At 64.4% G+C, this 12463-nt stretch carries 13 protein-coding genes and 1 riboswitch; of the genes, 10 read left to right on the forward strand and 3 right to left on the reverse strand.

The annotated features are described in order from the left end of the window. The first annotated feature begins 95 nt into the window (after positions 1-95). The 7 genes from BLQ71_RS20780 (at position 96) to BLQ71_RS20810 (ending at position 6199) form a co-directional block, all read left to right on the forward strand. The gene (locus BLQ71_RS20780; protein WP_043141133.1) at positions 96-407 is read left to right on the forward strand and encodes a co-chaperone GroES; all 312 of its coding nucleotides are present in this window, start codon (positions 96-98) and stop codon (positions 405-407) included. 70 nt (positions 408-477) lie between these two features. Further along, entirely contained in the window at positions 478-2121 is a 1644-nt protein-coding gene (gene groL / locus BLQ71_RS20785; RefSeq protein ID WP_043141135.1) for a chaperonin GroEL, read from the forward strand. A gap of 185 nt (positions 2122-2306) precedes the next feature. Further along, positions 2307-2612 carry an ATP-dependent Clp protease adapter ClpS gene (gene clpS / locus BLQ71_RS20790; protein WP_069208226.1) on the forward strand — a complete coding sequence of 102 codons (306 nt, stop codon included), beginning with the start codon at positions 2307-2309 and terminating at the stop codon, positions 2610-2612. A gap of 170 nt (positions 2613-2782) precedes the next feature. Continuing rightward, a complete protein-coding gene (locus BLQ71_RS20795) occupies positions 2783-3112 on the forward strand; it encodes a hypothetical protein (RefSeq protein ID WP_043141140.1) in 330 nt (109 codons plus the stop codon). A 91-nt stretch (positions 3113-3203) separates the two neighbouring features. Continuing rightward, positions 3204-4328: a hypothetical protein gene (locus tag BLQ71_RS20800; protein WP_083342324.1), complete on the forward strand. Its 1125-nt coding sequence runs from the start codon at positions 3204-3206 to the stop codon at positions 4326-4328. A 55-nt stretch (positions 4329-4383) separates the two neighbouring features. Next, positions 4384-5001 (forward strand): ribonuclease HII, encoded by a 618-nt coding sequence (gene rnhB, locus BLQ71_RS20805; RefSeq protein ID WP_082024627.1) that lies wholly within the window; start codon positions 4384-4386, stop codon positions 4999-5001. An 88-nt stretch (positions 5002-5089) separates the two neighbouring features. Continuing rightward, the gene (locus tag BLQ71_RS20810; RefSeq protein WP_074623101.1) at positions 5090-6199 is read left to right on the forward strand and encodes a site-specific DNA-methyltransferase; all 1110 of its coding nucleotides are present in this window, start codon (positions 5090-5092) and stop codon (positions 6197-6199) included. A 111-nt stretch (positions 6200-6310) separates the two neighbouring features. Here BLQ71_RS20810 and BLQ71_RS20815 read toward each other — a convergent pair whose 3' ends face one another. After that, entirely contained in the window at positions 6311-6919 is a 609-nt protein-coding gene (locus tag BLQ71_RS20815) for a 3'-5' exonuclease family protein (RefSeq protein WP_074623126.1), read from the reverse strand. 154 nt (positions 6920-7073) lie between these two features. On the opposite strand from BLQ71_RS20815, the gene BLQ71_RS20820 reads away from it, so the two are divergent. The 3 genes from BLQ71_RS20820 to BLQ71_RS20830 all read left to right on the forward strand — a co-directional run bounded on the left by BLQ71_RS20820 (position 7074) and on the right by BLQ71_RS20830 (position 10851). Further along, positions 7074-7757 carry a cupin domain-containing protein gene (locus BLQ71_RS20820; protein ID WP_074623102.1) on the forward strand — a complete coding sequence of 228 codons (684 nt, stop codon included), beginning with the start codon at positions 7074-7076 and terminating at the stop codon, positions 7755-7757. Between the two features lie 57 nt (positions 7758-7814). Further along, positions 7815-8705, forward strand: a complete 891-nt coding sequence (locus BLQ71_RS20825; RefSeq protein ID WP_074623103.1) for a DMT family transporter — start codon at positions 7815-7817, stop codon at positions 8703-8705. Positions 8706-8808: 103 nt separating this feature from the next. Next, positions 8809-10851 carry a methyl-accepting chemotaxis protein gene (locus tag BLQ71_RS20830; protein ID WP_074623104.1) on the forward strand — a complete coding sequence of 681 codons (2043 nt, stop codon included), beginning with the start codon at positions 8809-8811 and terminating at the stop codon, positions 10849-10851. A 6-nt stretch (positions 10852-10857) separates the two neighbouring features. Here BLQ71_RS20830 and aroC read toward each other — a convergent pair whose 3' ends face one another. After that, entirely contained in the window at positions 10858-11961 is a 1104-nt protein-coding gene (aroC, locus tag BLQ71_RS20835; protein WP_074623105.1) for a chorismate synthase, read from the reverse strand. Positions 11962-12017: 56 nt separating this feature from the next. Continuing rightward, entirely contained in the window at positions 12018-12242 is a 225-nt protein-coding gene (locus BLQ71_RS26505; protein ID WP_074623106.1) for a hypothetical protein, read from the reverse strand. Positions 12243-12309: 67 nt separating this feature from the next. Then, positions 12310-12421, forward strand: a riboswitch (TPP riboswitch). The last annotated feature ends 42 nt before the right edge of the window (positions 12422-12463 follow it).

Genomic DNA, 12463 nt, shown 5'->3' on the forward strand with positions numbered 1-12463 from the left:
TCAGCGCCGTTAGCACTCGCCTGGTGTGAGTGATAACGGGGTCTGCCCACGACGGGGGACCTCACGGGAGTAACTTTGAGCTAGGAGACTCGAAGATGGCATTCAAACCGCTTCATGACCGCGTGCTGGTCCGTCGCGTCGAGAGCGACGAAAAGACTGCTGGTGGGCTGATCATTCCCGACAGCGCCAAGGAAAAGCCGGCAGAAGGCGTGGTTGTCGCGTGTGGCGAAGGTGCACGCAAGGACAGCGGCGAGCTGATCGAGATGGCCGTGAAAGAGGGCGACAAGGTCCTGTTCGGCAAGTGGTCCGGCACCGAAGTCAGCGTCGGTGGCGAAGAGCTGCTGATCATGAAGGAAAGCGACATTCTGGGCATCATCACGGACGACGCAGCCGCAGCCGCGGCCTGAACGCCTGTCGTGATCGAGGGCGGCCCGACGGCCCCCTGATATGACCCCATCTGTCTACTGGAGAAGATAAATGTCCGCAAAAGACGTGAAATTCGATACCGACGCCCGCACGAAGATGCTGAAGGGTGTCAACATCCTGGCCGACGCGGTCAAGGTGACCCTGGGCCCCAAGGGCCGCAACGTGGTTCTGGACAAGTCGTTCGGCGCCCCGCGCATCACCAAGGACGGTGTGTCTGTCGCCAAGGAAATCGAACTGGAAGACAAGTTCGAGAACATGGGCGCGCAGATGGTGAAGGAAGTCGCTTCCCGCACCAACGACGAAGCCGGTGACGGCACCACCACCGCGACCGTTCTGGCCCAGGCCATCGTCAAGGAAGGCATGAAGGCGGTTGCCGCCGGCATGAACCCGATGGACCTCAAGCGCGGCATCGACCTGGCCACCGCCAAGGTCGTGGACGCGATCAAGAACGCTGCCCGCACCGTCGAGAACTCGGACGAAGTTGCGCAGGTCGGCACCATCTCGGCCAACGGCGAAGCCGAAATCGGCCGCCAGATCGCTGACGCGATGCAGAAGGTCGGCAACGAAGGTGTCATCACCGTCGAAGAGAACAAGGGCCTCGAGACCGAGACCGACGTCGTCGAAGGCATGCAGTTCGACCGTGGCTACCTGTCGCCCTACTTCGTCACCAACCCCGACAAGATGATCGCAGATCTCGAAGACTGCATGATCCTGCTGCACGAGAAGAAACTCTCGTCGCTGCAGCCGATGGTTCCGCTGCTGGAATCGGTGATCCAGTCGCAGAAGCCGCTGCTGATCATCGCGGAAGACGTCGAAGGCGAAGCGCTGGCGACCCTCGTGGTCAACAAGCTGCGCGGCGGCCTGAAAATCGCAGCCGTCAAGGCACCGGGCTTCGGCGACCGCCGCAAGGCCATGCTGCAGGACATCGCGATCCTGACCGGCGGCCAGGTCATCTCCGAGGACCTCGGCATGAAGCTGGAAAACGTCACGATGGACATGCTTGGCACCGCCAAGAAGGTCACGATCACCAAGGACGAGACCACCATCGTCGACGGTGCTGGCGAGAAGGCCGAGATCGAAGCGCGCGTTTCGCAGATCCGCACCCAGATCGAAGAAACCACCAGCGACTACGACCGTGAAAAGCTGCAGGAACGCGTGGCCAAGCTGGCCGGCGGTGTGGCCGTCATCCGCGTTGGCGGCATGACCGAAGTCGAAGTGAAAGAGCGCAAGGACCGCGTGGACGACGCTCTGAACGCGACCCGCGCAGCCGTGCAGGAAGGCATCGTCGTCGGCGGCGGCGTGGCCCTGGTTCAGGGTGGCAAGGTGCTCGACGGTCTGACCGGCGCGAACAGCGACCAGAACGCAGGCATCTCGATCGTGCGCAAGGCGCTGGAAGCTCCGCTGCGCCAGATCGCAGAGAACGCCGGTGTCGACGGTTCGGTCGTGGCTGGCAAGGTCCGCGAATCCGACGACCTCAAGTTCGGCTACAACGCGCAGACCGATGAATATGGCGACATGTTCAAGTTCGGCGTCATCGACCCGGCCAAGGTTGTCCGCACCGCTCTGGAAGACGCAGCCTCGGTTGCCGGCCTGCTGATCACCACCGAAGCGATGGTGGCCGACAAGCCGCAGAAAGAAGGCGCAGGCGCCGGCGGCGGCATGCCCGACATGGGCGGCATGGGCGGCATGATGTAGTACGGCTGCTTTCCCTTCGGGGAGGCCAGCCGGGCGGCAGGCGGGTATACGCCATCTGCCGCACCGCCATCAGATCACGCAGGGGCGCCTTCGGGCGCCCCTGTTCGTTTCCGGGGTGGACTGGACCGGGACAGGGGGACCTGTCACTCTGGCCTGACAGCGACCGTCAGCCGGGGAGATGCGCCATGAGCGGGATTGCAGCGCCGCCCAAGACCGAGAAGAAGACCCGGACCGAGCGGCCCAGGCTCTACAAGGTCATCCTGCTGAACGATGATTTCACCCCGCGCGATTTCGTGGTGGCGGTGCTGAAGGGTATCTTTCGCATGACCGAGTCCGAGGCGCTGGGCGTCATGCTGACCGCGCATCGGCGGGGTGCCAGCGTGGTGGCCGTCTTTACCCGTGAAGTGGCCGAAACCAAGGCGCAGCAGGGCAATGATGCAGGCCAGTCGGCGGGCTATCCGCTGACCTTCACCACCGAGCGAGAAGAATAGAAAAGCCGCAACACCCCTGTTCCCTGCCGTCGCTTTGCCGTATTCGGGAACGGGTCCGGCGCGTTCCGACTTGCCGCCGCAGGCCGGGCGCGCATACAACTTTCACGAGATCGGGGCTCGTCGCGGGCCTGCAATCTGTTAGACTCTCTCAATACGATAACGAGGAAGCCATGAGTCGGCGCGATGCGAGAAAAGCCCTTGTCCTGGGGCTGCCGGAGCCCCTGCGCAAGGCGCTTGTCCGCCAGTCCGTGGCGCATGTCCCCTTGGCTTATCTAGTGCGCCAGACCCTGCGCCGTGCCCTGGATGCCGGGATCGGCTGGGAGAAAACCGTTTCTTCGGGTGACCGTCGTCCGATCCTTGTCCAGCTCAGCTGCGAGGAACGCGCGCGGCTGGAAATGTGGATCTCGTCGCGCAAGGTGTCCGAGGAAGAAGCTGTGTTGTCCCTGATCTCGGCCCTGCTGGACGAAGAAGCCACCGCAACCGATACCAAAAAGGGTTGAGCCTGCTCCCTGACCCGCGCTTTAAGGCAGCGCAGGGTGTCTGTGGTGATGCGTCGCCCGGAAGATGCCCGATGCGGCAGGGAGTTTGCGCATGTTGAAGAATCTGCTGGTGATCCTGAGCCTGATGCTGGCCGTTCCGGCCCTGGCGCAGGACGAAGAGGCCGTGCTGGGCAACGACGTCTACAAGGCGGGCCAGTCCGTTCGCATGGGGGAGGACGGCCGTGACGATGCCTTCCTGGCGGGCGAAGGGGTCCGACTGGCCGCGCCGATCACCGGCAACGCGCATATGGCGGGACGCTGGGTCGATATCGCGGCCGACCTGGGCGGAAGCCTCTATGCGGCGGGTCAGCGTGTCCGGATCGAGGGCGCGGTGGCCGGTGATGCCGCGGTGGCGGGCTACACGATCACGGTCGATGCCCCGGTTGGGGGCGACCTGCGGGCCTTCGGTTCGGAGGTGTCGGTGACGGCCCCGATCGGCGAAAGCATGATCCTGAACAGCGAGATCGTTGAACTGGACGCCCCGGTGGCGGGCGACGCGGTGATTTCGACCCGCGAACTGACCTTCGGGCCCGGCGCCCGGATCGACGGCACCTTGACTCTGTACGAGGAAGAGGTGGGCACGCTGCTGGTGCCCGAGGAGGTGGTGCCGGCGGAACGGATCACCCGTGTCAAGCTGCGGTTCAAGCGCGTCAGCGGCGCCTTCCAGCATCCCGGCGGCGGCGACAAGCGCAGCTTTGCCGATGAAGCCGCCGACTACCTGACCTGGGGCGTCATCATCGGCCTGATCGCCGCGCTGGCGGCGCTGATCGCGCCCAGGGCAATGGGGGGCTTTGCCGATGACCTGGCTGCGCGCCCCTTCCGCAATGTGCTGTCGGGGTTCCTTGGGCTTTCAGTCTTGCTGGGCGGTGGCGTGCTGGTGGCACTGACCCTGATCGGCGCCCTGCTGACGCCGTTTTTTTGGCTGGCGGCGCTGGCGCTGGGGCTGGCGGGCCTCGTGGTGGGCGCCTACGGCTTGGGCGCCACAGTAATTGGTGCCGCATTCTCTCTGCCCAAGTCCTGGATCTTTCGGGTCCTGGCGGGGTTTGTCGGGGCCATGCTGACGGCGGTAATCGGACTCGTGCCCTTCTTGGGCTGGATCGTCGTGATGGCCATCCTGACGGCAGGCGCCGGGGTCTTGTCGAAACGCCTGCCGATCCTGTCGCGGCTGGCGGACTGATCCCGGGCTTGCCTCGGGGCGGGCCTTCGGGTTCAACCGGGACATGGGACTGACGATGGAACTGGAAGAGTCGCTCTGGGCGCGTGGATGTACCTGCGTGGCCGGGGTCGACGAGGTGGGACGCGGACCGCTGGCAGGGCCTGTGGTGGCCGCAGCGGTCGTCCTGAACCGCGCCTCGATCCCCGAGGGGCTGAACGACTCCAAGAAACTGACGGCGAAGCGGCGGGACCTGCTGACGCCCCTGTTGCGCCAAAGCGCGCAGGTGGGGCTTGGCGTGGCCAGCGTCGAGGAAATCGACGCGCTCAACATCCTTCAGGCCAGCCTGCTGGCGATGCGGCGCGCGGTGGCGGATCTGCCGGTCGTGCCCGACCATCTCTTGATCGACGGCAATCGCCTTCCGGTGGATCTGCCCTGCCCGGCGACCCCGGTCGTGGGCGGGGACGGGCGCTCTCCATCCATTGCGGCGGCCTCAATTGTGGCGAAAACTTGGCGCGATAATGTCATGAAGGAGGCCGCGACACAGTTTCCCGGATACGGCTGGGAAACAAACGCAGGCTACCCGACGAAGTGTCACAAATCTGCACTCCGAGATTTGGGGGTGACCCCATATCATAGACGTTCCTTCGCCCCCGTGCGCGATATCTTGTGGCAAGCGAAAAACACAAGTGACTGATTCAAAAATAGAATTGACCGCGAATCACCTTTGACTCATCTTTTGCCCAACCAATGAGCGCACAAGCGCCGCGGGACAGAGGCAGAGAATGACGACGATGACCAAGGTAACGGGCGCAGATGCGCTCCCTATCAACACGATCCTGTCCGGGGACTGCATCGAGGTGATGCAGAGCCTTCCGGAGTCTTCGGTGGACCTGATCTTTGCCGATCCGCCCTACAACTTGCAGCTGAAGGGCGCGCTGCATCGACCGGATAACTCCCAGGTGGACGCGGTAGATGACCACTGGGACCAGTTTTCGAGTTTTGCCGCCTACGACAAGTTTACCCAAGACTGGCTCGCAGCGGCGCGCCGATTGCTCAAGCCCGACGGGGCGATCTGGGTGATCGGCTCCTATCACAACATCTTCCGGGTCGGGGCCGCGTTGCAGGACGCCGGATTCTGGATTCTCAACGATGTTGTCTGGCGCAAGTCCAACCCGATGCCGAACTTCCGTGGCAAGCGGTTCACCAACGCGCATGAGACGATGATCTGGGCGTCCAAGGGCGAAGGCGCGAAATACACCTTCAACTATGAGGCGCTGAAGGCGCTGAACGAAGGCATCCAGATGCGCAGCGACTGGGTTTTGCCGATCTGCAACGGCGGGGAACGTATCAAGGACGCCAACGGCGACAAGGCGCATCCGACGCAGAAACCGACCTCCCTGTTGCACCGTGTGCTGATCGGCTCGACCAACCCGGGTGACGTGGTGCTTGACCCGTTCTTTGGCACCGGCACGACCGGCGCCGTGGCCAAGATGCTGGGACGCGACTGGATCGGGATCGAACGCGAGGCCGCCTATCGCGACGTCGCGGAAAAGCGCATCGCCAGCGTGCGGGCCTTTGACAAGGTCGCGCTGGAGGTCAGCGCCTCGAAACGCGCCGAGCCGCGCGTGCCCTTTGGCCAGGTGGTCGAACGCGGCATGCTGCGCCCGGGCGAGGAACTGTGGAGCATGAACGGCCGCCACAGGGCCAAGGTGCGCGCCGATGGAACCTTGGTGGGCAATGACGTCAAGGGTTCGATCCACCAGGTGGGGGCCAAGCTCGAAGGTGCGCCCTCGTGCAACGGCTGGACCTACTGGTGCTTCAAGCGTGACGGCAAGACCGTGCCGATCGACGTCCTGCGCCAGCAGATCCGGTCTGAAATGGCCGAACGGTAGGACTGACCCTTACCCGAAATCACCATGAACACCGCCGATGCCGCGCATAGCCCGCGGCACGAACTGGCCCCGCTTGCCCTTTGGCAGGCGGGGCATTTTTCTGTCCTGGCCTCAGCCGAAATCCGATGCGGTCAGCCGGTTTTCCCGCAGGTGGTGTTGCAGGACATAGGTCACCGACAGCGCGTCATCCAAGGCATCGTGGCCGCGCAGCGGCGGGTGATCCAGCTTGTAGTAATCGGCCAGCCGGTCGCTGCGGGTCTGCCGCAGATCCTCGTAGGGCATCCCGGCCTTCAGCAGCAGGTCGCAGGCATTGCCGAACCGCGAGGCGGGCAGGGGCGCGGGGATGCCTTCGACGTAGCAGCTGATGGCGACCATGTTGAATTCGTCCTTGCCCCAGGACCACAGCCGCTTGTCCTCTGCAAAGTCCCGCGTCCGGGCTAGGGCTTCGGCCAGGGGAAGGCCCTCTGTGTCGATCTGTTCCTGGGTGATCCCGGTCAGGCGGGTAAAGAAAGAGTCCAGTTGCCAGGGCGCGCCCTGCCGGTCACGGGGGGTCACATACAGCCGCAGCGTGTCGAGCAGCGGGAAGTCCCCGTCCAGACCCAACTTGGCCACGCCGATCTGGGCGACGACGGGGTCGGGATCGTAGGGCCCGCACCAGAAACGCGAGGGGGACCCCTCGACCGTCAGGAACTCACAATCGAAAATCAGGGCGAAACTCATCCAATCCATTCCACCTAAACGAAACTGGCGCCACGCTAGTCCCGGAGCGGGCGGGTCTCAACGGGATTTGCGCGCCAAGGCTGGTCAGCAGGGGTGGACAGGCTAGACTGGGATGCACAGGGTCTGCACGGGGATCAGCCGCAGGAGGCGCGAGATGGAACTGAATGCCGATTTCTCGAAACGGGTGGTGATCCGGCCCGAGGATTACCAGTGGCGTCCTTCGCCGGCCAACGGGGTAGAGCGGATGATGCTGGACCGGATCGGCGACGAGGTGGCCCGCGCCACGACCATCGTCCGTTTCGCGCCGAACAGCCAGTTCGACGCGCATACGCATGGCGGCGGCGAGGAATTCCTGGTGCTGCAGGGTGTGTTCTCTGACGAACACGCGGACTACCCGGTCGGCAGCTATGTTCGTAACCCGATCGGCACCGCGCACACGCCTCATATCGGCCCAGACGGCGCGACCATCCTGGTCAAGCTGTGCCAGTTCGATCCCGCCGATACCGAACAGAAGGCCGTCGCCACGCGGGCTGCGGCGTTCGAGGACGTGGCGCCGGGCCTGAGTCAGCTGCTGGTCCATGACGTCCCCGGGGAACGCGTGCGGATCGTCCGCTTTGCGCCGGGCACGCGGCTGGGGCCCCATGCGCACCGCGGCGGGGAAGAGGTCTATGTGATCGAGGGGCGGTTGCAGGACGAACACGGCAGCTATCCGGCTGGCAGTTGGATCCGCAGCCCTGACGGTTCCGGCCACACGCCTTTTTCGGACGACGGTTGCCTCCTCTATATCAAGACCGGCCACCTGCCTGCCGTCGCGGACGGGAGCCGGGCGGCAGAGTAGCGCGGGCACGCGCAGAGCGGCCTTTCGGTCGCCCGCGAAAGCGCCTAATGCTTTGGCATGGATATTCGCGCGATCTTGATGGGCCTCGCCTTCGCGGTGATGTGGTCCTCGGCCTTCACCTCTGCCCGTATCATCGTCGCGGCGGCCCCGCCGCTCTCGGCGCTGGCCCTGCGCTTCCTGATCTCGGGCCTGTTGGCGGTGGCGATCGCCTGGGCGATGGGGCAGAGCTGGCGGCTGACCCGGGGCCAATGGCGTGCGACGATCGTCTTTGGGGTCTGCCAGAACGCGCTCTACCTGGGGCTGAACTTCGTCGCCATGCAGACGGTCGAGGCCTCTCTGGCGGCCATCATCGCCTCGACAATGCCGCTGCTGGTGGCGCTGGCCGGGTGGCTGTTCCTGGGAGAGACCCTGCGTCCGCAGGCGCTGTTCGGGCTGGTCGCCGGCATGGCCGGCGTGGCCATCATCATGGGCGCGCGGTTCGGCGGCGGGCTGGACATGGTGGGTGTGCTGTTCTGTGTTCTTGGCGTCATCGCGCTGACCGTTGCCACCCTGTCGCTGCGCGGGGCGACCTCGGGCGGGAACTTCATGATGGTGGTTGGCCTGCAGATGCTGATCGGCAGTGCCGTGCTCTGGGTGCCGGCCCTGACGCTGGAGACCGTGCAGATCGACTGGTCTGCCTCGCTGATCGCGGCCTTTGTCTATACCACGCTGGTGCCTGGCCTGGCGGCGACCTTTGTCTGGGTGCTGCTGGTCAACCGCATCGGCGCGGTACGTTCCGCGACCTTCCACTTTCTCAACCCGTTCCTGGGCGTGGCCATCGCCGCAGCCTTCCTGGGAGAGGCGTTGCGACCGCTCGACCTGTTGGGCGTGGCGGTGATCGCAGCCGGCATCCTGGCGGTGCAATTGGCCAAGATCCCCGCCACCGGCCGCGAAACTGCCAAGAATTGAATGTGAAATTCCGCCGCTGCGGAAAGTTTTGTTTACCGGCTCCCCGCTACACCCGCTCTGACGCGTGGGCAATTTGCCCGCAAAACAGATGTGAGGGCGATTCATGGGAAGGTTTTCGATCCGAATTCAGGTGATGCTGCTGGCATCGGCCTTTATCGCGACACTGCTGGTACTCTCGGTCATTTCCTGGACGGTGAAATCCGAACTCACGGCCAAGCTCTACCACACTTCCGACATGTTCTCTCAAAGCCGGCTTCTGGGCGACCTAACGAACAGGATGCAGAGCGCGGAACTGGCGATGATGCTGTTCGTTGCCGGCGATGACGCCAAGATGGCGGACATGCGGGCCGAGTTGACGGCCATGTCCGACCGTTTTGCAGAGGTGCGGACAAGCTTTGCCGACACCCGCGTGTCCGGGGCGCAGCGCCCCGAAATGGCGACCCGCCTGGCTGAAATGGCCGAACGGCTGGCCGCCCTGGACGGTGAAGTCGAGACGCTGGCCGGGCTGACCCTGTTCGACCGCAAGGCCTTTGCCTACAGGACCATTCTGCCCTCGCTGGAGGAAACCCGCAGCGAGCTGTTGGCGATGACCGACGCCTTGGCCGCCGATGTGACGCAGCTGGAATCCGAGGCGGCTGCCGTGGCTGCGGCCTCCGACATCAAGCAGCTGCTCGGGAACGGGCTGGTGGTGGCGGTTGCGCTGATCCTGGCTTTCATCTTTGGCAGATCCTTGTCCCTGCCGATCCAGCGCGCCCGCGATGCTGTCCGGCGCCTTGCCCAGCACGACTACGAGTTCGAGCTTTCCGATACCTCCCGGGCCGACGAGGTGGGGATGATCTCGCGCAACCTCGAGGATCTGAGGGCCAAGCTGCTGGCTGCGGACGCCGCCGAAAAGCGAATGGTCGCAGAGAATGGCCGACGGGTGGACCTGTTCCAGGCCTTCAGCGCCGCGATGAGCCAATTGCGCGGCGGCGATCTGCAGAATCGTATCGACGAGGGTGAATGGCACGATCTCGGGGACAGCTACGTGCAGCTTTGCGCCGATTTCAACAGCCTGGCCGACACGCTTGACGATCTGGTCGGCTCGCTGCGGCAAAGCGCCGACGCGGTTGCGAGCAACGCCAACGAATTGTCCAGCATGTCCGACGAGATGTCGCGCCGCTCCGAGGTTCAGGCGGCAACGCTGGAGGAATCGGCCGCTGCGCTCGACGAATTGTCAGCCAGCGTGCAGTCGGCCTCGGCCCGGGCCCAGGAGGTCGATACCAAGGTGGTCGAAGGCCGTCGCCGGGCGGAACAAGGCGGCGAGGTCATGGCAAGGGCGCTTGAGGCGATGGGGTCGATCGCAAAGTCCTCTGACCAGATTTCGCAGATCATCACCGTCATCGACGACATCGCCTTTCAGACCAACCTGCTGGCCCTGAACGCGGGGGTCGAGGCCGCGCGCGCCGGCGAGAGCGGCAAGGGCTTTTCCGTGGTTGCCTCCGAGGTGCGGGGGCTGGCGCAGCGCGCCTCGGAATCCGCTAGCGAGATCAAGGAACTGGTGACGAACAGCAGCAAGCAGGTGGAAGACGGTGAAAAGCTGGTCCAGGAGACCAGCGAAACCCTGACCCATATCGTGCAAAGCGTGACCGAAGTGTCCGAGATGGTCTCTGGTATCGCGACCTCGGCCCGTGACCAGGCCAGCGGCGTGCAGGAAATCAATGTCGGCGTGGGTGAACTGGACAAGGTGACACAGCAGAACGCCGCGATGGTCAGCCAGACCAATGCCGCCAGCCAGCAACTGCGTGTCGAGGCCACGCGCCTGTCCGATGTCCTGGCGCGGTTCTCTGTCCGGGATCTGCCCGTTGCCGCGAACACCTGGGAAGAACCGGCAGATGAGCCATACACGGTGGACAGCGGCGAGCCGGAGGCGCCTGTCCTGGAACAGGACCAAGACCCCGCGCCCTACGATGCGGACGATGCCTATGGTGACATGATCCCGGACACGGAAACCCTGGTGCATGGCAGCTGGGCTGCTGAAGACCTGGAGCCGTCACCCGTCGAAGTGGAGGTCGAGGAGATCGACAATTTCGAGCAAACCGCGCCGGAGCCGGCACCGGCCTACAAGAAGGCCGTTGGTGACGATGCCCTGTGGAAGGATTTCTGAGGGGGCTTAGCCCCCGATGCGTCCGCCCGCGTCCCCCACCTGGCCGCGATGCAGCAGCAAGTGATCGAGCAGAACGCAGGCCATCATAGCCTCTCCAACCGGGACGGCGCGGATGCCCACGCAGGGATCGTGCCGCCCCTTGGTGACGATCTCGGTCTCTTCGCCGCTCAGGGTGATGGTCTTGCGCGGGGTCAGGATGGACGAGGTCGGCTTGACCGCGAAACGCACGACGATTTCCTGTCCGGTCGAAATGCCGCCCAGGATGCCGCCGGCGTGGTTGGAGCTGTAGACCGGGCCGTTCTCACCCATGAAGATCTCGTCGGCATTCTGGCTGCCGGTCAGCGCCGCCGAGGCCATGCCCTCGCCGATCTCGACGCCCTTGACCGCGTTGATCGACATCATCGCGGCCGCAAGGTCGGTGTCGAGCTTGCCATAGACGGGGGCGCCCAGGCCGGCAGGCGCATTGCGGGCGACGACCTCGATCACCGCGCCCACGCTCTCGCCCGACTTGCGCAGCCCATCCAGGTAGTCGGCCCAGGTCTCGGCGGCCTGGGGGTCCGGGCACCAGAAGGGGTTGGCATCGATCTGGGCATCGTCGAAACGCGCCCGGTCGATGCCGTGGCTGCCCATCTGCACCATGTAGCCGCGGATCTCGATCCCCGGCACCAGCGCCGTCAGCGCCGCGCGCGCCAGCCCGCCGGCGGCCACACGCGCCGCGGTTTCCCGCGCCGAAGAGCGCCCGCCGCCACGATAGTCGCGCAGCCCGTATTTCTGGAAATAGGTGATGTCGGCGTGGCCGGGGCGGAACTTCTGCGCGATCTCGGAATAATCCTTGGACCGCTGATCGGTGTTCTCGATCATCAGCTGAACCGAGGTTCCGGTGGTCCGGCCCTCGAAGACGCCGGACAGGATGCGCACGGCATCCGGTTCGCGGCGTTGTGTCGTGAACTTGTTCTGCCCCGGTTTGCGCCTGTCCAGCCAGTGCTGCAACTGCGCCTCGTCGATCTCGATTCCCGGCGGGCAGCCATCGACCGTGGCCCCCAGAGCCGGCCCGTGGCTTTCGCCCCAGGTGGTCACACGGAAGAGATGTCCGAATGTGTTCAGGCTCATGGCTGCGTCCCCTTCGTTTCCGCGCGGGATACGCAAGCCGGGGCACAATGCCAAGACTATTCGAGGCCGTCGCGCCGCCTCTGGGCCAAATCGCCCACGGCGTCCGTCGCCCGGTCCACGGCAATCACGATGAAGGTGGAGAGCCAGAGCGGCATTTCAAAGGCCGCGATCCAGCCGAAAATAAGATAGATGAGCCAGATAACCCCCAGCTCGAGACACAGAATGATCAAACGCGTTTCCCCAAGGGCGCCTCCTTTCTCCTGAATTTTCGGGATACGCATTCCTTACCATAATACACGGAAAATATCACGGTTTTTCTTGATGTTCCGTGACGTCGCGACTAGGGTCCGGCCTACCTCGGGGTGGCGGCGCATGAGCCGTCTGAGATTTCCGTACCACGGATCAACCCGTTGAACCTGAACCGGTTAACACCGGCGGAGGGAAGGTATGGGCCCGATGACGGGACTCCAATCTTGCCCTTGCGCCGCAATATTGGAGGACT

The sequence above is a fragment of the Antarctobacter albus genome (assembly GCF_900101505.1).
GTDB lineage: Bacteria > Pseudomonadota > Alphaproteobacteria > Rhodobacterales > Rhodobacteraceae > Antarctobacter > Antarctobacter albus.